The sequence below is a fragment of the Kitasatospora sp. NPDC097691 genome (assembly GCF_040302665.1).
Lineage (GTDB): Bacteria > Actinomycetota > Actinomycetes > Streptomycetales > Streptomycetaceae > Kitasatospora.
Genome location: NZ_JBEORY010000072.1, coordinates 12330 through 36201, shown reverse-complemented (window position 1 = coordinate 36201; position 23872 = coordinate 12330). Strand labels below are relative to the sequence as shown.

Below are 23872 nucleotides of genomic sequence, written 5' to 3'. Positions count from 1 at the left end.
GCGCGCCGCGCCCCGTAGAACCTTGGTTGAGGCGCTTCATTCCGTCGGATGACGAGCCGTCCGCCGTCCACTCCTAACGTGGTTCACACATCCCCACCCGCCGGGAGGCGGCCCGAAATCGTCGGGTCCGGCAGCCAGGTCCACCGGGAGGGTGGGGCTGACTCCCGGTCGAGGACTACTGCCAGCACCATGTCGTGAGGCGGGCGGGCCCGTGAGGCTGGGGACCAACGGGTGAGCGCACCCTTCCACGAGGAGACTCCAGTGACGACGGCAGCAGCAGCCGTGTACGACCCCCAGCTTCCCGGCGGAGGCTCCGCCGTCGCCGCATCGGCCCGGCAGGTCACCAAGGCGTACGGCTCGGGCGAGACCAAGGTCACCGCGCTCGACGCGGTCGACGTCGACATCCAGCGCGGCCGGTTCACCGCGATCATGGGCCCCTCGGGCTCCGGCAAGTCCACCCTGATGCACTGCCTGGCCGGGCTCGACACGGTCAGCGGCGGACGGATCTGGATCGGCGACACCGAGATCACCGGCCTCAAGGACAAGCAGCTGACCAGACTGCGCCGCGACAAGATCGGCTTCATCTTCCAGGCGTTCAACCTGCTGCCGACCCTGAACGCGCTGGAGAACATCACGCTCCCGATGGACATCGCCGGCCGCCGGCCCGACCAGGCCTGGCTGGACCAGGTGGTGGAGACCGTCGGCCTGGCCGGCCGGCTCAGGCACCGTCCGACCCAGCTCTCCGGCGGCCAGCAGCAGCGCGTCGCGGTGGCCCGGGCGCTGGCCGCCCGCCCCGAGATCATCTTCGGCGACGAACCCACCGGGAATCTGGACTCCCGGGCCGGCGCCGAGGTGCTGACCTTCCTGCGCCGTTCGGTGGACGAGCTGGGCCAGACCATGGTGATGGTCACCCACGACCCGGTCGCCGCCGGCTACGCGGACCGCGTGCTCTTCCTCGCCGACGGCGTGATCGTCGACGAGATGCACGCGCCCACCGCCGACTCCGTCCTCGAACGCATGCGCCGTTTCGACGGCAAGCGCACCAGCTGAGCGGCGGGACCACACCACCATGCTGCTCAAGACCTCACTGCGGAGCTTCTTCGCCCAGAAGGGCCGGATGGCGCTCTCGCTCATCGCCGTCGTGCTGTCGGTGGCCTTCGTCTCCGGCACCCTGGTGTTCTCCGACACCGCCACCAGCACCTTCGACAAGCTCTTCGCCGCCACCGCCTCCGACGTCTCCGTCCAGCCGCCCAAGCCGGCCGAGGACGAGGAACAGCAGGCCGCCGTCAAGCCGCCGACCGTCCCGGTCGCGCTCGCCGACCGGGTCGCCGCGGTGCCGGGCGTGAAGAAGGCCGTCGGCCAGGTCATGGTCGGGAACGCGATCCTGGTCGACCCGGCCACCAACAAGCTGGTCGGCCCGACCAGCGGCGCGCCCACCCTGCTCGGCAACTGGACCGACACCCCGCGCAACCCGGTCACCATCACCTCCGGCCACGCGCCGCAGAACTCCGGCGAACTGGTGCTGGACGCGGACACCGCGAAGAAGGCCAAGCTCGGCCTCGGCGCCAAGGTCCGGGTCGAGAACTCCGGCGGCAAGCACGACTTCACCATCGCCGGCATCGCCACCTTCACCGCCACCAACCCGGGTGCCGCGCTCGGCTTCCTGGACACCCCGACCGCCCAGCAGGTACTGCTCGGCGAGCCGGCCTACACCTCGATCGAGGCCTTCGGCGACGGCAGCCGCGACAACGACCGGCTGAAGGCCGAGACGGCGGCCCGGGTCGGCGGCGGTTACCAGGTCAAGACCGCGGCCGAGCAGAAGGACGAGAACACCAAGCAGGTCGGCAGCGGCCTCGACTTCATGAAGTACGCGATGCTCGGCTTCGCCTTCGTCTCGGCGATCGTCGGCGGCTTCCTCATCATCAACACCTTCTCGATGCTGGTCGCCCAGCGCACCCGGGAGATCGGCCTGCTGCGCGCCATCGGCGGCAGCCGCCGGCAGGTCAACCGCTCGGTGCTGGTCGAGGCGCTGATCCTGGGCGTGCTCGGCTCGACCCTCGGGGTCGCGGCCGGCCTGGGCGTCGCGGTCGGCCTGATCAAGCTGATGAACGCGATCGGCATGGACCTCAAGGCGGCCGACCTGCAGATCGGGCCGGACGTGTTCGTCGCCGGCTACGCGCTCGGCATCGTGGTCACCCTGGTCGCCGCCTGGTTCCCGGCGCGCCGGGCGAGCCGGATCTCGCCGATGGCCGCCCTGCGCGACCACGGCACCCCGGCCGAGGGCCGCGCCAACCTGGTCCGTACGGTCGTCGGCCTGCTGCTGACGGCGGGCGGCGGCGCCCTGCTGGTGCTCGGCGCGCAGTCGGACAAGGCGGCCACCGGCGGCCGGTACCTGGGCCCGGGCGTGCTGCTCACCCTGGTCGGCTCCGTGGTGCTCGGCCCGCTGCTGGCCTCGGCCATCGTCCGGGTGCTCGGCGCGGTGCTGCCGGCCGTGTTCGGCCCGTCCGGGAAGCTGGCCCAGCGCAACGCGATGCGCAACCCGCGCCGTACCGGGGCCACGGCCGCCGCGCTGATGATCGGCCTGGCGCTGGTGATCGCCTCCTCGGTGTTCAGCTCCTCGGCGGTCACCTCGGCCAACGCGCAGATCGACAAGTCGGTGGGCGTGGACTACATCGTCCAGGGCGGCCGCACCGAGGTCACCCCCGAGATGCTGGACATCGTGCGCCGGACCCCGGGCATCGACCACGTCACCACCCAGAAGTCCTTCATGTCGAAGGTCCGGCTGCCGGACGGGCAGCAGGCGAAGACCGACCTGACCGCCGTGCCGTCCGCCTTCTTCGGCACCGACTTCCGGCCGACCGTCAGGACCGGTGCGGTGGACTCGATCGAGCGCGGCTCGCTCGGGATCGGCGAGACCTTCGCCAAGGACCACCACCTGAAGGTCGGCGACCGGGTGACCGTCGACTACGGAAAGGGCCGCACCCAGGAGCTGCCGGTCGGCGCGGTCTTCGCCAAGGGCGAGCTGTTCGGCAACGGCTCCTTCGTCGCCATGGACACCATGGCCGAGGTGGTTCCGGCCGCCGAACAGCCGCCGGTGTGGACCTTCTTCGCCAAGGCCGCCCCGGGCGCCGACGTCGCCAGGACGCTGGCCGCGCTGCAGGACGGGCTCAAGGAGTACCCGCAGCTGGTCGTCAAGGACCAGGCCGGCTACAAGGAACTGGTGCAGTCCCAGGTGAACACCCTGCTGTACCTGATCTACGGGCTGGTCGCCCTCTCGATCACGGTCGCCGTGCTCGGTGTGGTCAACACCCTGGCGCTGTCGGTGGTCGAGCGGACCCGGGAGATCGGCCTGCTGCGGGCGATCGGGCTCTCCCGTCGCCAGCTGCGCCGGATGATCCGGCTGGAGTCCGTGGTGATCGCGGTGTTCGGCGCCGTGCTCGGCACCGGGCTGGGCCTCGCCTGGGGCGTCACCGTCCAGGGGGTCCTGCGGGACCAGGGCCTCGGGACGCTCTCCGTCCCGACCGTCACGATCGCGATCACCCTGGTCTCCTCGGTGGTGATCGGTCTGGTCGCGGCCCTCGTCCCGGCCTTCCGGGCCGGACGGATGAACGTCCTCGCCGCCATCGCGACGGACTGATCCGGCGCCGGGGGGCGTCGGATCAGGAGCGGGGAAGCAGGGGCCGGGTGCGCGCAGCACCCGGCCCTTGCGGCATGCGCCGGCAGGTCGCTCCGGGGGCCTCCGTTGCCTGCCGCGAGCGGTGCCCCTGACGCGAGTTCGGCCCCCGGGCGGCTGAGATGATCGTCCGATGTTCCCCTCGGACGCCCCGCCGCTGCCCAGCGCCGCGCCCCTCACCGTCGCGGCGGCCGCCCGCTGGCGCGCCGCCCGTACGGCCTGGCGGCTGGACGGCCGCGGGCTGGCGCTGCTGCCGCTCGCGTTCGCCGTCCTGGCCACCGCCGTGGAGCCGAGTGCCGCCCGGTGCAACGCCGAAGGGGTCTGCCGGGACACCTGGGGTTCGGCGCTGGCCGGCTGGTCGGTCCTGGCCGAGGTGGTCCTGCTGGCGACCAGGATCCGGGCTCGGGCGCTGGTCCCGCCCGTCGTCCTGGCCCTGCTCTGGTACCTGCCCGACGGCCTGGTCACCCCGCTCGCCCGCTGGTCGGCGGTGCTGATCCACGTGCTGCTCACCGCCGTACTGCTGGGCGCCGAGGCCGGCCGCCGCCGCGCCCGCCAGCAGCTGGACGAGCTGATGGCCCCGCCCGTCCCCTTCCCGTGGACGGCCGCGGGAGCGCCCTCGCCCGTCCACCGCGACGGACCGTCCGTGCTGCGCCGCGCCCTCGGCGTCCTGCTGCTCGTCGTCGCCGCGGCCTTCCCGCTGTACGGGCTCTGGGCGCAGGCCAGGACGGACGCCGCCGCCGAGCAGGCCGCCCGGGTGACCGGCACCGCGGGCACCGCCGACCGGGACGGCGTGCTGACCGTCCGCTTCCAGCCGCCCGACGGCGGCCCCGAGCGCACCGCCGCCCTCGACGTCTGGTGGCAGCGGCGGCCGCAGCCCGGCGAGCCCGTCCCGCTGCTGGTGGACGGTGACTCCGTGCGCGCCCTGGGCGACGACTACGACCTCTCCGGCCAGCTGAGCGCCGGCGGCCTGATCGCCCTGCCCGGCCTGGTGCTGCTCGGCTCCGTCGCCGTCGCCACCGCCCGCCGCGACCGGCCGGCCTTCGAGGGCTCCGCCCCCGCGCTGGCCGTGCGGGTGCGGGCCGACGCCCGCGGTGACCTGCTGGTGCAACCACTGGACGGGCCGCCGGACGGCCCCGGCCTCTGGCGGCTGGTCGAGCGCGACCGCTACCGCTGGGCCGGCGGCGGCGCACCGGACGGGCAGGGCCCGGCCTGGGTGCCCGAGTACCTGCCGACCTGTGACGAGGACGCCGACTACCCCGACCCGCTGGCCCACCACGACCCGGACGACCCGGATGACCCGGACGGCTTCGACGACGTGGACGACCCGGACGACCCGGACGACATCGACGACCTGGTGGACGAGGACGACGAGGACCTCTACGACCGCGCGACCCCCGCCCAGGCCGCCGCCCGGCTGGCCCGCGCCGGTCGCAGCGTGCCCGCCGTGCTGTACCGCGGCCCCGACGGCATCGACCACCAACTCCTCGTCCGCCCCGGCCTGTTGGACGGCGACCCGTGCTGGGTGGCGGCGGTGGCCGCCCCCGCCGCCCGGGCCCCGAGGCTCAGCCGGCGCACCGAGCGCTACCGCGAACGCGAACTCGCCGTCGCCGCGCTGACCGCCGAGACGGTGGCCGCCGCCCCCGCGGCCGGACCGGACGCCGAGCCGGTGGCCGCCCGCCGCTGGGAGATGCCGACGCCGCTGCGGGCGGCGGCCGGGCCGCTGGCGGCACTGCTGGTCGCCACCGCCGTGGTCCTGCTGGACGACGACGGCTGGTGGGAGAACCTGGTGCGGCCGCTCTGGATCGGCTCGCTGGCGATCCTCGCCTGCGCCCAGACGCTGTCCTGGCAGATCGTGGCCGACCGCAACGGCCTGCGGGTGGCCACCGCGCTGCGCACCCGCAGCTTCCGCTGGGCGGAGATCAGCGCGGCGGCCGTGCACCGGAACCTCCTCACCATCCGGCTGTGCCGCGGCCGGGAGTTCTCGTTCGCCAGCCGTCCCGCGGTCTGGCTGGCCGGCCGCTTCGGCGACCGGTTCGACCCGGAGGCGCTGGCCCGGACGGTGGCCACCGCCGCCCACCGGCCCGACCTGCGCCCGGACCGCGCCCTGCCGGACCGGCTGGGCGGCCCGCAGCACCTGGTGAACCGGATCGCGCTGGCCGGCTACGCGGTGTTCACCGTCGCCCACTACGCGCTCTGAAGCGGCACCGGACCGGCACCGATCCGGCGCCGGATCCGCAGGGGGACGGCACCGGCCCACCCCGGTGGGGGCCCGCTCCGACCGGGGATGACGGTGTTCTTGATCACAGTGCCGGTGGCGCGCCGCGAGGTGCGCGCTGCCGCCCGGACCGGGACAAGACGGAGACGCGTCCGCACCGGTACGGTTGGCCCCGATGAACACCAAGGCTGCTGAGGAGCTGCCGGCTGTTTCCGTGATCATGCCGGTGCTCAACGAGGAACGTCACCTGCGCACGGCCGTCCGGCGCATCCTGGACCAGGAGTACCCGGGGCCGATGGAGGTGGTGATCGCCCTCGGTCCCTCCAGTGACCGCACCGACGAGATCGCCGCCGAGCTGGTGGCCGAGGACCCGCGGGTGCGGACGGTGGCGAACCCCACCGGCCGGACGCCCGCCGGGCTGAACGCCGCGATCCGGGGCTCCCGCCATCCGATAGTGGTGCGCGTGGACGGCCACGGCCTGCTCACCCCCGGCTACGTCGCGACCGCGGTCCGGCTGCTGGGCGAGATGGACGCGGCGAACGTCGGCGGCATCATGCACGCCGAGGGCGAGACCGAGTGGGAGCACGCGGTCGCCGCCGCGATGACCTCCAAGCTCGGCGTCGGCAACGCGGCCTTCCACACCGGCGGCCTGGCCGGCCCGGCGGACACCGTCTACCTCGGCGTGTTCCGGCGCGAGGTGCTGGAGAAGCTCGGCGGCTACAACGAGGAGTTCATCCGCGCCCAGGACTGGGAGCTGAACTACCGGATCCGCCAGGACGGCGGCCTGGTCTGGTTCACCCCGCAGCTCAAGGTGACGTACCGGCCCCGGCCCTCGGTGCGGGCGCTGTCCAAGCAGTACAAGGACTACGGCCGTTGGCGCCGGGTGGTCACCCGCTACCACCGCGGCTCGGTCAACCTGCGCTACCTCGCCCCGCCGGCCGCGCTGCTGGCGGTCACCCTCGGACTGGTGCTCGGCGCGGCCGTCCACCCGGCCTTCCTCGCGGTGCCCGGCGCCTACCTGCTGGGCATCGTCGGCGGTGCCGTGACCGAGGGCCGCGGCCTGTCCTTCAAGGCCAGGACGATGCTGCCGGTGGCGTTCGCGACCATGCACCTCAGCTGGGGCTTCGGCTTCCTCACCTCGCCGCGTTCGCTGGCGCGCCGGGTGATCGCCAGTGTGAGCCCGTCCTCGAAGGACGTGCTCTCCAAGACCGGCTGACGCCCCGCGAGGACCCGGGCCGGGCACGGTCGTCGACGAACGGGCCGTCATCCGCTCCGGGATGACGGCCCGCCACCTCTCCCGGTCCGCAGGGCGGAGGAGATCCCGGTACCGGCCTGCCCGTACCGCTCTACTTGGCGCAGGCGTCGGTGTCGTCCGCCTGCACCCGCTGGAGGTCCTCGGGCGCCTCGGTCGGCACCGCCGCCGGGTCGGTGGGCGCGGCCAGGACGTCCTTGCCGAGCACCACCAGCAGTCCGGCCTTCGGGTCCGCCTTCGCGGCCGGCTTGACCGCGTCGCCCGGCAGCCCGAGGGCGGCGGCCAGGGCGCCGGCCGCGGCCTCCTGGCCGGCCTGGTAGGACACCGTGGTGCTCGCGGCGACGGGGGCGTCACTGCCGACCGCGGCCTTGGCGAATCCCTTCGCCTGGAGCTTGTCGACGGTCGGCCCGGACTGCCCGCGCTTCCCGCTGCCGTTGCGGACCGTCACCTGGACGGCCTTGGTGTCCACGGCGGGGCCGGCGGCGGGCGTCGTCGGTGCGGCCGAGCCGGCGCCGTCGGGGGCGGGCGGGGCGGCCGTCTCGGTCAGTGAGCGGTCGCCGGCGACCATCGAGAAGAGCTGCCCTGCGTCCGGCTGCTTGAAGATGACCCGTTCCGGTTTCTGGGGGTCGTCCACGACGGGCACGGTGGTGAAGGTGATGTTCTTGGTGTCCACCTTGCTGATGTCCAGCGCGAGGTCCTTGAGCTTGTCCACGCTGCCGATGCCGGCGTCCACGGTGAGCGCCTTCGTGGCGGCGTCCGCGAGCTTGTAGAGCTTGGTCGGGCTGGTCAGGGTGTCGTCGCTCTTGATCTTGCGGATCATCGAGCTGATGAACTGCTGTTGCAGCGGGATCCGGGTGAGGTCGCCGCCGAACCCGACGGCGTGCCGGGTCCGGACGAAGGCCAGTGCCTCCTCGCCCTGGACCACGTGCCGGCCCTTGGTCATCTTCAGGTGCGAGTCCGAGTCGTTGATGTCCTTGGCCGCGCAGACCTCGACCCCGCCGACGGCGGTGGAGAGGGTCTTCACCGCCTCGAAGTTGACCTGGACGAAGTGGTCGACCCGGATCCCGGTGTTCTTCTCGACGGTCTTCCAGGTGCAGCCCGCGTCCCGTCCGCCCTGTCCGAGACTGTTGTTGAACTCGTTCCGCGGCGAGCCGGGGATCTTCTTCCCCTGGGCGCTCTGGCAGTCCGGGATCGGCACCATCAGGTCGCGCGGGAGGCTGATCACCGTCGCGTTGGAGCGGTCCTTGGCGATGTGGAACAGCAGGGTGGTGTCGGCGTGCCCGACGCTGCCCGCGTCGCCGTACTCGCGTCCGAGGCCCTCCCGGCTGTCGGTCCCGATCACCAGGACGTTCAGCGCCTCACCGGCGGCCTTGGGGCGCTCGGCCTCGTCACCCAGCTGGACCTTGACCGAGGTCAGGTTGCTGTTGAAGTGCCGGTACAGGTAGTACACCCCGCCGCAGCCCGCGACCATCAGCAGGGCCCCGGTGCCGGCGGTCCACTTGAGCGCCCGTCGGCGGCGCTGCCGCTTGGCGGCGGCGGCCGCCCGCCGCCGGCTGTCCCGGCGGCCCTCCCCGGCCGGTGCCTCGGGTGCCTCGGCCGCCTGGCGGCGGCGCTGCCGGGGGACACCGGGCGCGGGGTCCACCCGGTACCGGCCGGCTTCCGGTTGCTCCTCGTGCACGGGGGTTCCCTACGTTCGACCGGTCACGGCTCCGGCCCGCCCGTCCTGACGGGCCGATCCGGACACAGTAGACGAGCCGAATGGGGGAATCGTTCCCGGTGTGATCTGCATCATGTTTGAACAAAGCGGAGGTAAATCACGTTCACCCGGCCGCATTTGCCGATCACAGCCACGCCGACCTGCGGTGCGGCGAAGCCCGGCTGTGCGCCGCTCGGCGCGGCCCGCTCAGTGCTGCGCGCAGGCGTCCACGTCGGCGGTGCGTCCCTCGAAGGTGGGCGAGGCGCCCGCCGAGGGTGACGCCGTGGCCGTCGCCGTTGTCGCTGCCGCGGCCGCCTCGCCGGAGCCCGCGCGCGGGCTCGCGTTCTGTGCGGCGTTCGGTCCCGCACCCGGGCTGGCGTTCGGTCCCGCACCCGCCCCGGCGCTCGCTCCCGACGACGGCGCCGACCCGGGCGGCCGGACGGAGACCGGCAGGTCGTCCCGCAGCGCCGTGAACAGCTGGCCGGTCTGCGGCTGCACGAATTCGTCCCGGTCCGAGTCGTAGCGGTACGGGCGGCGCGGCGCGGTCAGGAAGACCACGTTGGCCGAGGGGATGCCGCGCAGGTCCTGGGTGAGGTCGTACAGCGCGCCGAGCGAGGACAGCCCGCTGTCCGCCCGGACGGAGGAGGTCGCGGCGTTCAGCACCGGCCACAGTCGGGCCGGGTTCAGCAGCACCCCCTGGGACTCCACCTTGCGGATCAGCGCGGCCAGGAACTGCTGCTGACGGCCCATCCGCTGGGTGTCGCTGCCGTCCCCCAGGCTCTCCCGGGCCCGGACGTAGCCGAGCGCCTGCTCGCCGCGCAGGGTCTGCCGGCCGGCGGGCAGGTCGAGCTTGGCGTCCTTGTCGTGGATCGGCTGCGGCACGCACACCTCGACCCCGCCGATCGCGTTCACGATCGTCTTGAAGCCGCTGAAGTCGAGGATCACGTAGTGGTCGATCCGGATCCCGCTCAGCTGCTCGACGGTGCGGATCGAGCAGGCCGGGCCGCCCGTCTCGAAAGCCTGGTTGAACTGCATCAGCACGGGCTTGCTGCGGGTGCCGTCCGGCTTCTCGCAGGCGGGGACGGTGACCATGACGTCGCGCGGCACGGAGACCGCCGTCGCGTGCTTCCGGTCGGCGGCCAGGTGCAGCAGGATCGTGGTGTCCGAGCGTTCGGTGCCCGCCTGGCCGCCGTAGGAGCCGTTCGAGCCGGAGCGGTCGTCGCTGCCGATCAGCAGGATGTTCTCGGCGCCCCGGGCGCCGGAGGTGCGGCTCGGCCGCTCGGCCTCCAGCTTGGCGAGCAGCCGGTCGGTGGTCGAGTCGGTCCGGATGTTGCCGTCCAGCTTGCGGTAGGCGATCCAGAGCAGCACCCCACTGGCGACCAGCAGGAACGCGACGACGCCGGCGGTGATCATCAGCCACCGCCGGCGCCTGCGCGGGCGTCCGGGCCCGTTCGGGGGAGCGTCCTCGGGGGGCGCGCCCGTCGGGGGAGTGTCGGTCGGGGGGTGCTCGGTGTCGTCCTCGGCCATGGCAGGGATCCCTACCCGCCCGGCCGGGGCTCGGGGGTCACCCGAGGCGCAGTGTCACCCGTTCGGATTCGATCCGCTTCTCCCACTGCTCGGCGCCCAGCGCCTGGGAGTTGCGGCACAGCACCACCGAGGCGCCGGCGGCCAGCGGCGCCAGCAGGCCGGCCTCCAGGCCCGCCCAGTCGTCGTAGGAGAGGGTGGACAGGACCCGGTCGCCGGGCTTCAGGTCGAGGCGGGCCGCCCCCTCCCGGGCCAGCGCCACGGTCTGTTCGCCCGTCAGCTTCAGCGGCAGCCCGTCGACCGCGGTCTCCAGCGCCTGGCCGTCCGGGGCGACGGGGGAGTACGGCGCGAAGCGGTCGCCCTGGCCGGGCACCTCGGCGGCGTAGTCGAGGAAGCCGTCGGGGCGCTGCGGGAAGCGGCCGCCGAGCGGGCGCAGGGCGAGCGCCACCCGCTCGCCCTCGCAGGCCTGGGCGGCCTCCAGTCCGTCCGGGCCGCTGACCACCAGGTCCGCGGCGGCCGGGTCGCCGCCAGGTACCGCCGCCACGCCGACCGACCAGCAGGCGAGCAGCCAGACGGCGCTCTGCCAGTGGGCGGGCAGCAGCAGTGCCGCCCGGTCGCCCGGGCCGGCGTTCAACTCGTCCTGCAGGAGGTTGGCGGTCTTGGCCACCCAGTTGTCGAAGGTCCGGGCGGACAGCTCCACCCGTTCGCCGGTGGCGTCGTCGTAGAAGGTGACCAGCGGGGCCGCGGGATCGACCGAAGGGGTGCCGCCGCGCAGGAATGCGTGCAGCAGCTCGACGGGGGTGCGGGCATCGGCAGCGAAAGGCGCAGTCATGGTGCGCCCCAGCCTACGGCCTTCGAGTGGGAGGTCGGGAGGGGCGGCGGGCGGTGTGCGCGAGCGGCGTACGCTGACGTGGCGGCAGTAGCGAATTGTCGTCAATATCCGTTTTATGCGTATCTCACTTCTCGCCGGCGCGGCCACGAGCTGCGTCGCCGTCCTGCTGCTCCAGTCGACCGCCGTCTCCACCGCCGTCGCCGACCCGGTGCCGGCCGAACAGACCTCCGCCGGCGGCGGCACCGTGACGAGCATGTCGCTGACCGCCGCCGAACACAGCGTCACCCAACGTGCCACCAAGCCCTTCTCGCTCGTCGGGGTGAGCTGGGACGACCCCCGGCAGTCCCTCGCGGGCACCTCGATCCGGGTCCGCACCCACCGCGCCTCCACCGACACCTGGACCGACTGGCGTCCGCTCGCCGTCGAGAACGAGGACGCCCCCGACGAGCGGGACGGCCGCTCCGGCATCCGCGGCTCCACGGCACCGCTGTGGACCGGCCCCAGCAACGGCGTGGCCATCGAGGTCACCCCCGGGCCGAAGGGGCTGCCCGCCGGGCTCCGCGTCGAACTGGTCGACCCGGGCAGGGGCGCCGCCGCGCAGTCCGCCCCGCGCATCCTCCCGGGCGAGAGCGCGGCCGCCCGGACGCCGCAGGACCACGAGGCGCCCCGCCCGGGCATCGTCACCCGGGCGGGCTGGGGTGCCGACGAGTCGCTGCGGGAGCCGGGCTTCGTCTACACCGGGACGGTCAAGGCGGTCTTCGTCCACCACACCGACACCGCCACCGACTACGCGTGCAGCGACGCACCGCAGATGATCCGCGCGATCTACCAGTACCACGTGCAGAGCAACGGGTGGCGGGACATCGGCTACAACTTCCTGGTCGACCGCTGCGGCACCATCTACGAAGGCCGCGCCGGCGGCGTCTCGCAGCCCGTCCTCGGCGCGCACACCCTCGGCTTCAACAGCGACTCGGCCGGCGTCGCCGCGCTCGGCACCTTCACCACGGAGGGCCCGCCGCAGGAGATCGTGGACGGCATCAGCAAGATCGCGGCCTGGAAGCTCGGCCTGACCGGCCAGGACGCGGCCGGCCACACCAACCTGACCTCCGGCTCCTCGCAGAGCCGCTACCCCAAGGGCACGGTCGTCCCCTTCGACACCGTCTCCGGCCACCGGGACGCCTTCGCCACCGAGTGCCCCGGCGACGGCCTCTACGCCCGGCTCGACGACATCCGCTCCTGGGCCGCGCACCTCCAGGGCCGCTGAGCCCCCGTCGGCACCCCCGCGGTCGGACCGGGCGCCGCTACGCCGGCTCCGGTCCCCGCCCGACCATCGCCCGCAGCTCCTCCGTGAGCCCCTCGGTCAGATCCGGCCGGAGGTCGTACCGCGCCGGAGTGTTCTGCAGCAGCGCGATCCGCCACCCCGCCCCCGCGTCCACCGCGATCACCGTCTGCACCGCGTTCAGCCCCGGGTCCAGCTCCTCGGCGCCGTCCGGCACCATCCCGGCGGCGGCCTCCAGGTGCGCCACCCCCGGCGCCAGCGCCCGGACCCGCCGCACGGCGGCCACGTACCGGGGCGTCGCGTGGTCCGCGAAGATCCGCCCCAGCTCGGCGGCGATCACCGACCGGCCCCGGTGCCCGCTCCCGTCGAAGCCGATCACCTCGCCGTCCACCGCGAACGGCCCGGCGAAGGCCGCGCCGTCCCGTCGGTTCCACCCCTCCAGCATCCGGCGGTACAGCCCCCGCACCGCGATCTCGTCCCCGGAAGGCAGCTCCGGCAGCCGCGTATCGTTCATGTACCCATGGTCGACGACGGCGGCGGAGGAGGCGACGGCAGTGACGGGCGGGGCGGACGGTACCGGCAGCGGCTCGGTGCGGCGCTGGCGGCCGGGCTTCCCGCTGGACACCGCCCGGACCCTGCTGCCGCTGCGCCGCGGCCCCGCCGACCCGTCGTACCGGACCACCGGGGACGGTGCGGTGTGGCGCGCCTCCCGCACTCCGGCGGGTGTCGGCACCCTGCGGGTGCTGCCGCACCCCGCCGCGGGCGAGATCGAGGCGACCGCCTGGGGCCCCGGTGCGGACTGGCTGCTCGACCGGCTGCCCGCGCTGCTGGGCGCGCAGGACTCGCCGGAGGCGCTGGTGCTGCCGCCCGGTCCGCTGCGCGACGCCCAACGCCGTACCGCCGGGGTGCGGCTGACCCGGACCGGCCTGGTGCTGGAGTCCCTCGTCCCGGCGATCCTGGAGCAGAAGGTCACCACCGACGAGGCCTACCGCGCCTGGCGCACCCTGCTGCGGGACTTCGGCACCCCGGCGCCGGGCCCGGCCGAGGGGATGCGGGTGGCGCCGTCGGCCCGGGAGTGGGCGCTGGTACCGAGCTGGGAGTGGCACCGGGCGGGCGTGGACCCCAAGCGGTCCGCGACCGTCATGCGGGCCGTCCGGCTGGCGCCGCGCCTGGAGGAGGCCTCCGCGATGGGCCACGAGGAGGCGTTCGCCCGTCTCACCGCCGTCCCGGGCATCGGCGTCTGGACGGCGGCCGAGACCCTGCAGCGCAGCAACGGCGACCCGGACGCGGTCTCGGTCGGCGACTTCCACCTGCCCGACCTGGTCGGCTGGGCCCTGGCCGGCCGCCCCCGCAGCGACGACGCCCAGATGCTCGCCCTCCTGGAGCCCTACCGCCCGCACCGCCACCGCGTCTGCCGCCTCCTCCTGGCCGCCGGCGCCCGTGCCCCCCGCTACGGCCCCCGTCTCACCCCCAACGACCACCGCCACCGCTGACGCGATCTGCCGCTGCGCTGCCGAGCCGCCACGCCCCCAGGCCGACAGGGTCGCCCGGCGGTCCGGTGCCACCGATGGCCGCTCGTCGCCACGCCGTGCTCCCCGGACCGCTCGGCGGGGCGCAGCCGCTAGCGCACCTCGACGAAGGCGTCGGCGCTGCGTTCCGGGCGCCGGCGCGGGGGTTCGGCGGGGCGGCCGACGGCGACGGCGCCCATCGGGTCCCAGCCGGCCGGCAGGTCCAGGGCGGCGCGGACGGTGTCGCGGCAGAACATGGTGGACGAGACCCAGGCGGAGCCGTAGCCCTCGCCGGTGAGGGCGACCAGCAGGTTCTGCACGGCGGCGCCGGCGGCGACGGTGAACATCTCCCGTTCGGCGGCGGCGCGCCGGGCGTCGGGGTAGTCGTGCGAGCCGTCCATCACCAGGCAGGGCACCACCAGGTACGGCGCGTCGCGCAGGACGTTGCCGCGGGCGGTCCGGCGGGCGATCTTGGCCTCGTCCCAGCCGTCGAGTTCGCGCAGGTCGCGCTGCCAGGCGGCGAGCATCGCGTCGAGCAGCCGGGTGCGGGTGTCGGGCGACTCCAGCAGCACGAACCGCCAGGGCGTGGTGTGGTGCGGGGCGGGCGCGGTGACGGCGGCCGCGACCGCGCGGCGGACGGCGGCCGGGTCGACCGGTTCGGCGGTGAAGGAGCGGACGGTGCGCCGCAGGGTGACGGCCTGCCGCAGTGCCTCGGAGGTGCCGAGCCGGAACATGTCGTCCGCGGCGGGCCGGACCAGCGGCCGGGTGCCCGCGCCGTCCTCGGCGGTGACCAGGTGACCGAGTCCGCGGACGACCGCCACCGGGACGCCGGTCGCCTTGCCCTTCACCAGGTCGGCGGCGGCGGCGAGTTCGTCGGCGGTCGCGGTGACGGTGAGGGTCAGCTCGTTGCCGTGGCTGTCGGTGCTGCCGCGGTGGTCGTCCAGCACGGACAGCCCGGCGGCGCCGATCGCGACGTCGGTGAGCCCGTTGCGCCAGGGCCGACCGAAGGTGTCGGTGAGGACGACGGCGAGTCGGCGGCCGGTGAGCTGCTGCAGCCGGGCCCGCAGCGCGCGGGCCGAGGCGTCCGGGTCCTCGGGCAGCAGCAGCACGGTGCCGGGGGCGGTGTTGGAGGCGTCGACCCCGGCGGCGGCCATGACGAAGCCGTTGCGGTTCTCGACGATCCGGGCCGGCCCGCGCCGGGCGACGACCCGGACGGTCTCGGCGTCGATCGCGGCCTCGCGGTCGACGTCGTGCAGCAGCCGGCCCTCGGCCTTGCTGACGATCTTCGAGGTGACCAGCAGGATGTCGCCGTCGAGGTAGGTGCCGGCCTTGGCGATGAGCGCGGCCAGGTCGGCCCCGGCGTCGACCTCCGGGATCCCCTCGATCCCCAGGATCCGCAGCGGCTCGGTCACGCGCGGACCTGCTCCGCCAGGGCCAGCGCCGCCCGTGCCATCTCGGCGGTGGCCTCGACGTCGGTCATCAGCAGCGGGACGGCCCGGCAGGCGATCCCGGCGGCTTCGACCGCGGCCACCGACGCCTCGTCGGCGGTGTCGACCAGCCAGCCGTCGATGAGCTCGGAGCCGTAGTTCAGCGCGACGGCCTCGGCGGTGGCTTCGACGCCGACGGCGGCGAGCACCTTGTCGGCCATGCCCCGCACCGGCGCCCCGCCGATGATCGGGGAGAGCCCGACGACCGGTGCCGCGGCGGCGGCGACGGCTTCCCGGATGCCGGGGACGGCGAGGATGGTACCGATCGAGACGACCGGGTTGGACGGCGGGAAGAGGATGACGTCGGCCGCGGCGAGGGCCTCCAGCACACCGGGCGCGGGCTTGGCGGTGTCCGCGCCGACCGGGATGATCGCCTCGGCGTCCACGGCGGCGTGCAGCCTGACCCAGTACTCCTGGAAGTGGACCGCCCGGGTGCCCTGCTCGTCGGTGATCCGCACGTGGGTCTCGACCCGGTCGTCGCTCATCGGCAGCAGCCGCACGCCGGGCTTCCAGCGCACGCACAGCGCCTCGGTCACCTGGCTGAGGCTGTACCCGGCGGTGAGCATCTGGCTGCGGACGAGGTGGGTGGCGAAGTCGCGGTCGCCGAGCCCGAACCACTCGGGGCCGACGCCGTACTCCTTCATCTCGGCCTTGATCGACCAGGTCTCGTCGGTCCGGCCCCAGCCCTGCTCCTCGTGGATGCCGCCGCCGAGGGTGTACATCACGGTGTCGAGGTCGGGGCAGACCTTGAGGCCGTAGAGGTGGATGTCGTCGCCGGTGTTGCCGATGACGGTGATCTCGTCCTGCGGTCCGACCGCCGCGCGGAGTCCGCGCAGGAAGCGCGCCCCGCCGATTCCGCCTGCCAGTGCCACGATGCGCATGGGGTCATCCTGCCACGGTCCGACCGTCCGTCAGCCCGGCGCTCAGTGCGTCCCGGCCTGCGCCTGCCGCTCGGTGTGCTGCTCGGGGACGGCGTGGGCGCCGTACTGGTTCATCTCGGTGAGGCCCGGGGTGTAGAGGTGGATGGAGACGGCGGGTTCGAGCGCGCCGTTGACCACCTCGTGCAGGTAGCCGGACGAGAACACCCTCCCCCAGCCTCCGGCCGGGGGTACCCCCATCCCGCCGGGCCGCAGGACGCGGGAGGACTCGCCGGCGCCGGTGAGGGAGCGCTCGATGAGCTCGCCCCGGACGACGGTCATCACACCGGAGGAGTCGCCGTGGTCGTGGAAGCCGCTGCTCTGGCCGGGCAGCCAGCTGAGCAGCCAGACCTCGTAACCGGGGCCGGTCTCCAGCCGGGCGTACCAGCGGGTCAGCGCGTCGTAGCGGACCAGCGGCTCCCAGCGGGCGCGGTCGGCGGCGATCTCGCGGACCAGCCGGGCGTACTCGGCGACGGTGGTGGGGTGGGCCGGCAGGTCGGTGCGGGCCAGGTGCGGGAAGGCGAGCGGGTCGCCGGCGATGGAGACGTCGCTGAGGCCGTCGTGCCAACGGGCGGTACGGGCGGTGGGGGCGGTAGGCGCCAGGCCACGGCGGGCGAGCTTGTTGCGGTCGCGGTTCCGCTTGCGGATGCGGATCATGCGCACGGGAGTCGTCCTCGGAAGAGTCGGCTGGTTCGTCGGGATCAGCCGGATCCGGGATGTCCTGGGGCGGGAATCGCGGGCGGCCTCTGTGGTTCCTGGGGGCGGCGCGCGGTGGGACGCGGGCGCCTAGATACAGCAGGAACAGAGGCGACAACAAGAGTTCACGGCACGGCGAAGCGTGGAACCGCTCCGGGGGCTGGCGAACTCTGACATAGGGGAAAGGACACCGCATCCGTAGGGTCGGTGTCAAACCGAATCGTGCGGCATTCGAGTGGGTTCGGCCCGGATCTTGCCCTGATGGGGTGATTCATCACTCTCTATGTTTCGATGGGAAGATCGCCGGGAAGGCAGGCCGATGACCGGCCTGTGGCGGTGACTGAGCGTCACCTGGCGAATGGTTGCGGACGGTTCGGCACTGTTCAGGGCCTTGAAGCAGAAGGTCCGTTGTGTCCGGATATGTACACTATTCGTAACGGCTTGGTGCCGGGGAGTGAATCCTGGCCCCAATACCAGAGCTCGGCTTGACTGGGCCAGAGTGACGCAACTGTAATTTCACTCGTGTCGTCAGCCGCACGAGGCAACGGCAACCACGGGGACGCCAAGTAGGGGCAGAGGAGGCGCGCCACATGAGCGAGCTCTTTGAGCTGTTGATCGGGGACGGCATCGCGGAGGACGAGGAGGAACTCGGTTGGCAGGAGCGCGCATTGTGCGCCCAGACCGACCCCGAGTCCTTCTTCCCCGAGAAGGGCGGCTCGACGCGCGAGGCCAAGAAGGTCTGCCTCGCCTGCGAGGTCCGCTCGGAGTGCCTGGAGTACGCCCTCGCCAATGACGAGCGCTTCGGCATCTGGGGCGGTCTCTCCGAGCGCGAGCGCCGCCGGCTCAAGAAGAGCGCGGTCTGACGGGGCGGCCCCCCGCCTCCGCTGACCCTTCGACAACGGCGGACAACCGCACAGCTGTACGGGCGCCTCACCGCGGTGGTGGGGCGCTTTCGCGTTCCCGGCCCGTTCCGCGCCGTCGCGGTCCCGGTCTCCGACGCCCCTCCTCCACGGCCTCCTCCACGGCCCCCTCCGCGGCCTCCTTCACCGTCCCCGCACCGGCGCCCCGGACGAACCGTCCACCCGGAGCCGTTAGTGTGGTGCGCCATCCGGTTGCCGTTCACCGGCTGTGTCCACCGAGAACTGGGGCCCGCGCACTCGATGACCGTCTACAGCCACCAGAGCGGCTTCACCGCTTCCAGGCCGCCCGCCTATCCGCGCCACCTGGTCACCGCGGTGATCGTCTCGCACGACGGCGCCCGCTGGCTCCCGCAGGCGCTGGCCGGCCTGCTCGGGCAGGACCGCCAGGTCCAACGCGTCCTCGCGGTCGACACCGGCTCCACCGACAGCTCCGCGCAGCTGCTCGCCGACACCCTCGCCGACTGGCTCCCCGAGAGCGGCCCGCTCGTCCTCGGCCGCCGGGCCGGCTTCGGCACCGCCGTCGCCGAGGCCGTCTTCAACAGCCCGCCGCTGCGCCCCGAGGACCTGCCCTACCGGCTCGACCCCTCGGGCTACGACCCGGTCACCGGCGGCTGGGACGACTTCGGCGACCCGCTCGCCCAGGAGGACGACCTCGGCCGCGGCGGCCCGCGCGAGACCCAGCCGATCGAGTGGCTCTGGCTGCTGCACGACGACTGCGAGCCGCAGACCGACGCGCTGCGCCGCCTGCTCCAGGTCGCCGACTCCACCCCCAGCGCCGCCGTCGTCGGCCCCAAGCTGCGCAGCTGGTACGACCGCCGCCAGCTCCTCGAGGTCGGCGTGACGATCGCCCGCTCCGGGCGGCGCTGGACCGGCCTCGACCGCCGCGAGCAGGACCAGGGCCAGCACGACCAGGTCCGTCCGGTGCTCGCCGTCTCCAGCGCCGGCATGCTGGTGCGCCGGGACGTCTTCGAAGAGCTCGGCGGCTTCGACAAGGCCCTCCCGCTGATGCGGGACGACACCGACTTCTGCTGGCGGGTCAACGCCGCCGGCCACCGCGTCGTGATCGCCCCCGACGCCGTGCTGCGGCACGCCGAGGCCGCCGGCCGCGAGCGCCGCGCCATCGACTGCGCCTCCTCCCACCCGCACCGGGTGGACAAGGCCGGCGCCGTCTACACCCTGCTCGCCAACTGCCGGGGCGCGCTGTTCCCCTACGTCCTGCTGCGGCTGGTGCTCGGCACCCTGCTGCGGGCCGTCACCAACCTGCTCGGCAAGGACCCGCGCCAGGCGGTCGACGAACTGGCCGGCCTCGGCCACGAACTCGTCCGCTTCCCAAGGCTGTTGGCCGCCCGCAAACGGCGTGCCCGGACCAGGGCGGCCGACGCCCTGGACGACCGCACGCTCTTCCCCGCGCCCGGCGCCACCACCCGGCTGGCCGTCGAGGGCGTCATCAGCTCGCTCGGGATAGGGGGCGCCGACGACACCGGCAGCCGGCACGGCTCGGTCGAGGCCGGCGGCGACGACGACTCCGAGGACCTCGTCGTCGAGCAGTTCGCGCTGATCAAGAAGCTCGCCCGGCGCCCCGCGCCGGTGCTCTTCGCGGGCCTGCTGGTGTTCGCCCTGGTCGCTTGCCGTGGCCTGCTCGGCAGCGGGGAGCTGTTCGGCGGCGCCCTGCTGCCCGCCTCCGACGGCGCGGGCGGCCTCTGGTCGATGTACGCGGACGCCTGGCACCCGGTCGGCACCGGCTCCACCGCCGCCGCGCCGCCGTACCTCGGCGTGCTCGCGGTCTTCTCCTGGCTGCTGTTCGACCACGCCGACCTCGCGCTCACCGTGCTCGTCGTGCTCACCGTCCCGCTGTCCGCGGTCAGCGCCTACCTGGTGTCCCGGCCGCTGCTGGACTCCAAGCTGGTCCGCGCCTGGGCCAGCGCCACCTACGCGCTGCTGCCCGCCGCGACCGGCGCGCTCGCCCAGGGCCGGATCGGCACCGCCGTCCTCGCCGTGCTGCTGCCGCCGCTGGCCCGCGCCGCCGCGATCGCGGCCGGCCTCGGCATCCGGGACGAGAGCGCCGCCAAGGGCGCCCGCCCGGGGTGGCGGCCGGTCTGGATGGCCGTCCTGCTGCTCACCCTGGCCACCGCCTTCGTCCCGCTGACCTGGGCGCTCGCCGTCCCGCTCTGCCTGGCGATGCTCGTCGCCGCGGTGCTGCGCGGCGGTGCCTTCGGCTCCGGCGGTACCGCGCTGCGGCTGCTCGGCCTGCGCATCCTGGTGATCCTCGCCGTCCCGGTCGGCGTGCTGGCCCCGTGGTCGCTCAAGGTGCTGTCGCACCCGCAGTCGCTGCTGCTGGAGGCCGGGCTGCCCGGCCTGCACGGCACCGGCGCGAGCGCGGCCGGCCTGCTGCTGGTCAACCCGGGCGGCGCCGGTGTGCCGCCGATCTGGCTGTCGGCGGGTGTCGTCCTCGCCGCGCTCGCCGCGCTGCTGCGCGCCGACCGCCGCCGCGCGGTGCTCGCCGCCTGGGGCGCGGCCGGCGCCGGCCTGGTCTTCTCGGTCGCGGTGGCGGGCACCTCCGTCACCCCGGCCTCCGGCGGCCCCGCGGTGCCCGCCTGGGCCGGCCCGGCCACCCTGATCGCCGGGATCGCCCTGCTGGCCGCGGCCGCGATCGGCGCCGACGGCGCCAACGCCCGCGTCGCCGGGATCGCCTTCGGCTGGCGCCAGCCGGTGGCCGCCCTGGTGGTGGCCGCGGCCGTGCTGGCCCCCCTGGGAACCGGCCTGTGGTGGGCGCTGACCGGCGCCGGCAAGCCGCTGAACCGCGCCGAGGCCGGCCAGGTGCCCGCCTTCATCGCGGAGGAGGCCGGCACCACCGACCGGTCCCGCACCCTCGTCGTCACCGGGGAGAAGGGCGGTGGCGCCGTCCGCTACACCGTGCTGCGCGGCGCCGGCCTGACGCTCGGCCAGGCCGAGTCCACCGTCGACCCGGCGACCGGCACCCAGGACGGCCTGAACCGGATGGTCGGCAGCCTGCTGGCCGGCTCCGGCGCCGACCAGGCCGGTGCCCTGGCCGGCTACGGCATCGCCTACGTGCTGGTCGAGCAGCCGGTGATCGACGTCTTCAAGGACGTCCTGGACGCCACGCCCGGCCTGGTCAAGGCCAACCAGGACAACGGCACCGCGCTCTGGCAGGTCAGCGGCGCCCCCGCGGTCCGCGCGGTGATCACCACCCCGGGCGCCGGCCCGGTGGTCGTCCCGTCCGGGACCCGCGACCTCGCGACCACCGTCCCGGCCGGCCCCGACGGCCGGGTGCTGCGCCTCGCCGAGTCCGCCGCACCCGAGTGGAAGGCCACCCTGGACGGCACCGCGCTGGAGCCCACCACGGTCGACGGCTGGGCACAGGGCTTCAAGCTCCCGGCCTCCGCCGGCAAGCTCAGCGTCACCCGGGAGGGCAGCCTCGCCCACACCGGCTGGATCTGGGCCCAGGTGCTGCTCGGCCTGACCATCCTGGTGCTGGCCCTGCCCGGTCGCCGCAACCACAACGACGACGACCTGCCCGAGGAGGTGGTGGCCGCCGCCGCGCTGGCCGCCGCCGCCCAGGCGCAGGCCCCCGCCCCCGGCAGCCGCCGGGCCCGCCGGATGGCCGAGCGCGGCGAGGGCGCCGAGCCCGGCGCCGACGACGCCGGGGTGTACGAGGGCCGGCCGGGCGCGATCCCGGCGCAGCCGACCGCCGAACCGGTGACCGAGGCGGTCCAGGCGGCCGCCGCCGTCCAGGAGGCCGAGCCGTACACCGACCCGTACCAGACGTACCAGCAGGCCGACCCGTACAGCTACGACCAGTACGCGGCCCAGCCGCCGGTGGCCGCGCCGTACGGCGGCCAGGGCTACGAGGCCCAGGAGTACGACGGCCAGGGCTACGACGGCCACGGACAGCAGGCCTACCCCCAGCAGGGCTACGAGCAGCCGTACCAGTCGGAGCAGCAGTACGGCTACGACGCGTACCGGCAGCCGGATCACCAGCAGCCCTGGCAGCCGGGACAGCCGCCGGCCGAGCAGCCCTACTACGACCCGAACGACCCCAACGGGACCGGCCGGTACCCGCACCAGCCCGGATCGGGGAGCTGACCCGCGATGAAGAAGCCCGCATTCAGGAAGAAGTCCGGCGCCGACGAGGCCCCCGAGCCCGTCGGGACCGCCTTCGCGCCGGAGCCGGCCGCGCCCGCCCCGGCCGCCGGGCCCGGCCGGTTCGCCGGGAAGGCCGGCGGGACCAGGACCACCCAGTCCCTGCTCGCCGCGGCCGTGGTGCTCGCGGCGGTGTTCGGCATCGCCCAGGTGCGCCCGCCGGCCGCCCCGGCCGCGGCGGACGGCGGAGCGGCCCCGACCACCGCGCAGGTCGAGCGGACGGGCGCGGTCTGCCCGCAGCCGCTGCAGGGCCTGACCGGCTCGACCACGCTCACCGCCTACACCCCGTCCGGGACGGGCTCCGCCACCGGCGGCACCGGCTGGCTCTCCGACGAGGCCGCGCCCGCCGCGCCCGCCGCGCCCGCCGCGCAGCCCTCCGGCACCCCCTCGGCCGCGGCCACCCCCACCCCCACGGCCACGGCGACCGCGACCCCGGCCCCGACCGGCTCGGGCGCCCCGAGCGCCCAGGCCAAGGACAAGAACGCCGCGCCCGCCGACGCCCGGCTGACGCTGGCCAAGCCGGGCACCCCGGTCACCGGCCCGGCGGCCAACGGGGACACCGCACCCGGCACCGGCGCCCTCGCCACCGGCGCCCTCGCCCCGGGCTTCACCGTCACCCAGACCACCGTCGTCACCGAGCCGCGCGGCCTCGGCCTGTCCGGCCTCACCTGCACCCCGGCGGGCACCGGCTTCTGGTTCGCCGGGGCCAGCACCGCCGCCGACCGGGTCGACTACCTGAGCCTGGTCAACACCGAGTCCTCCGCCGCGGTGGTCGACATCAAGCTGTACGGCGACAAGGGCCTGATCGAGAACGACGCCGCCAACGGCCTCACCGTCGCCCCCGGCAGCTCCCAGTCCGTCCTGCTGTCGACCCTCAGCAAGGGCGCCGTCACCGACCTCGCGGTGCACGTGGTGGTCCGCTCCGGCCGCGTCGGCGCCGCACTGCACGCCGCCGACGGAAGCAAGGGCGCCGACTGGATCCCGGCCTCGGCCGCCCCGGCCGCCACCCAGGCGATGTCCGGCCTGCCCGCCGACACGGCCGCCGCCCGACTGGTGGTCTGGGCACCACCGGAGGACGACGCCGACCTGAAGATCCAGCTCTCCGGCAAGAACGGCTGGTTCTCCCCGGCCGGCAACGAGTCGATCCACGTCAAGGCGGGCATGGTGGCCGCCGTCGACCTCGGCAAGGTCACCCGGGACGAGGTCGCCGGGCTGCGGCTGTCGCCCAGCGACCCCAAGCACCCGACCCCGATCGTGGCCGGGCTGCGGATCGACCGGGCGGCCGCCAACGGCAAGTCCGACGCGGCCTGGCTCACCGGCAGCGACCCGGTCGGCGCCCGCGGCAGCGTCGCCGACAACCGGGCCGGCGGCTCCACGCTGTACCTGACCTCCACCGGTGACGCCGCCACCGTCCGGGTCACCGCCTCGGCCGGCAGCGGCGGCGGCACCCCGGCCACCAAGGAGGTCCAGCTGCCGGCCGGCGGCACGGTCGCCCTCCCGGCGCCCGAGCCCGCCGGGCTGAACGGCGTCTTCGCGCTCAGCGTGGAGACCGTCTCGGGCGGCCCGGTGGTCGCCGCCCGGATGCTCTCCGTCCCCACCAAGGACGTGCCGATGTTCACCGTCCAGGCACTGCGCGACGACCACAGCACCGTCAAGGTCCCGCAGGCCGCCCAGGACCCGGGCGTCGTCCTGCACTGAGCGAGGACGGCGGG

At 74.5% G+C, this 23872-nt stretch carries 16 protein-coding genes; 9 read left to right on the top strand and 7 right to left on the bottom strand.

Annotated features, from left to right (window positions below; translation table 11 throughout):
- Positions 1–261 precede the first annotated feature (261 nt).
- From ABTY56_RS34005 to ABTY56_RS33990, 4 genes are all read left to right on the top strand, one after another.
- Positions 262–1050 carry an ABC transporter ATP-binding protein gene (locus ABTY56_RS34005; protein ID WP_502893248.1) on the top strand — a complete coding sequence of 263 codons (789 nt, stop codon included), beginning with the start codon at positions 262–264 and terminating at the stop codon, positions 1048–1050.
- Between the two features lie 19 nt (positions 1051–1069).
- Positions 1070–3637 carry an ABC transporter permease gene (locus ABTY56_RS34000; RefSeq protein WP_350633236.1) on the top strand — a complete coding sequence of 856 codons (2568 nt, stop codon included), beginning with the start codon at positions 1070–1072 and terminating at the stop codon, positions 3635–3637.
- 169 nt (positions 3638–3806) lie between these two features.
- A complete protein-coding gene (locus tag ABTY56_RS33995; RefSeq protein WP_350633235.1) occupies positions 3807–5870 on the top strand; it encodes a hypothetical protein in 2064 nt (687 codons plus the stop codon).
- Positions 5871–6063: 193 nt separating this feature from the next.
- On the top strand, positions 6064–7104 hold the full coding sequence (locus ABTY56_RS33990) for a glycosyltransferase family 2 protein (RefSeq protein WP_350633234.1): 1041 nt from the start codon (positions 6064–6066) through the stop codon (positions 7102–7104).
- Positions 7105–7234: 130 nt separating this feature from the next.
- On the opposite strand, the gene ABTY56_RS33985 is transcribed toward ABTY56_RS33990, so the two are convergent.
- The 3 genes from ABTY56_RS33985 to ABTY56_RS33975 all read right to left on the bottom strand — a co-directional run bounded on the left by ABTY56_RS33985 (position 7235) and on the right by ABTY56_RS33975 (position 11192).
- On the bottom strand, positions 7235–8818 hold the full coding sequence (locus ABTY56_RS33985; RefSeq protein WP_350633233.1) for an LCP family protein: 1584 nt from the start codon (positions 8816–8818) through the stop codon (positions 7235–7237).
- A 225-nt stretch (positions 8819–9043) separates the two neighbouring features.
- Positions 9044–10363 carry an LCP family protein gene (locus ABTY56_RS33980; protein WP_350633232.1) on the bottom strand — a complete coding sequence of 440 codons (1320 nt, stop codon included), beginning with the start codon at positions 10361–10363 and terminating at the stop codon, positions 9044–9046.
- Between the two features lie 37 nt (positions 10364–10400).
- Positions 10401–11192, bottom strand: a complete 792-nt coding sequence (locus tag ABTY56_RS33975; protein ID WP_350633231.1) for a TIGR03089 family protein — start codon at positions 11190–11192, stop codon at positions 10401–10403.
- A gap of 115 nt (positions 11193–11307) precedes the next feature.
- Here ABTY56_RS33975 and ABTY56_RS33970 point away from each other — a divergent pair, with 115 nt between their 5' ends.
- Entirely contained in the window at positions 11308–12456 is a 1149-nt protein-coding gene (locus tag ABTY56_RS33970; protein ID WP_350633230.1) for a peptidoglycan recognition protein family protein, read from the top strand.
- Between the two features lie 37 nt (positions 12457–12493).
- On the opposite strand, the gene ABTY56_RS33965 is transcribed toward ABTY56_RS33970, so the two are convergent.
- Positions 12494–12985 (bottom strand): SgcJ/EcaC family oxidoreductase, encoded by a 492-nt coding sequence (locus ABTY56_RS33965; protein WP_350633229.1) that lies wholly within the window; start codon positions 12983–12985, stop codon positions 12494–12496.
- Positions 12986–13025: 40 nt separating this feature from the next.
- Here ABTY56_RS33965 and ABTY56_RS33960 point away from each other — a divergent pair, with 40 nt between their 5' ends.
- Positions 13026–13964 (top strand): DNA-3-methyladenine glycosylase family protein, encoded by a 939-nt coding sequence (locus ABTY56_RS33960; protein WP_502893247.1) that lies wholly within the window; start codon positions 13026–13028, stop codon positions 13962–13964.
- Between the two features lie 128 nt (positions 13965–14092).
- Here the strand turns inward: ABTY56_RS33960 and ABTY56_RS33955 are convergent, their stop codons facing one another.
- The 3 genes from ABTY56_RS33955 to ABTY56_RS33945 are packed head-to-tail and all read right to left on the bottom strand — an operon-like array spanning position 14093 to position 17046.
- Positions 14093–15391: a coenzyme F420-0:L-glutamate ligase gene (locus ABTY56_RS33955; protein WP_350633228.1), complete on the bottom strand. Its 1299-nt coding sequence runs from the start codon at positions 15389–15391 to the stop codon at positions 14093–14095.
- Entirely contained in the window at positions 15388–16347 is a 960-nt protein-coding gene (gene cofD, locus ABTY56_RS33950) for a 2-phospho-L-lactate transferase (RefSeq protein ID WP_350633227.1), read from the bottom strand. The genes ABTY56_RS33955 and cofD overlap by 4 nt, the downstream gene beginning before the upstream one ends.
- Before the next feature lie 42 nt (positions 16348–16389).
- Positions 16390–17046 carry a cysteine dioxygenase gene (locus tag ABTY56_RS33945; protein WP_350633226.1) on the bottom strand — a complete coding sequence of 219 codons (657 nt, stop codon included), beginning with the start codon at positions 17044–17046 and terminating at the stop codon, positions 16390–16392.
- Between the two features lie 623 nt (positions 17047–17669).
- Here ABTY56_RS33945 and ABTY56_RS33940 point away from each other — a divergent pair.
- The 3 genes from ABTY56_RS33940 (at position 17670) to ABTY56_RS33930 (ending at position 23858) form a co-directional block, all read left to right on the top strand.
- Positions 17670–17942 carry a WhiB family transcriptional regulator gene (locus ABTY56_RS33940; RefSeq protein ID WP_030062195.1) on the top strand — a complete coding sequence of 91 codons (273 nt, stop codon included), beginning with the start codon at positions 17670–17672 and terminating at the stop codon, positions 17940–17942.
- Positions 17943–18239: 297 nt separating this feature from the next.
- Positions 18240–22103 carry a glycosyltransferase gene (locus ABTY56_RS33935; RefSeq protein WP_350633225.1) on the top strand — a complete coding sequence of 1288 codons (3864 nt, stop codon included), beginning with the start codon at positions 18240–18242 and terminating at the stop codon, positions 22101–22103.
- A gap of 6 nt (positions 22104–22109) precedes the next feature.
- Complete coding sequence (locus ABTY56_RS33930) at positions 22110–23858, top strand: DUF5719 family protein (protein WP_350633224.1); 1749 nt, start codon at positions 22110–22112, stop codon at positions 23856–23858.
- The last annotated feature ends 14 nt before the right edge of the window (positions 23859–23872 follow it).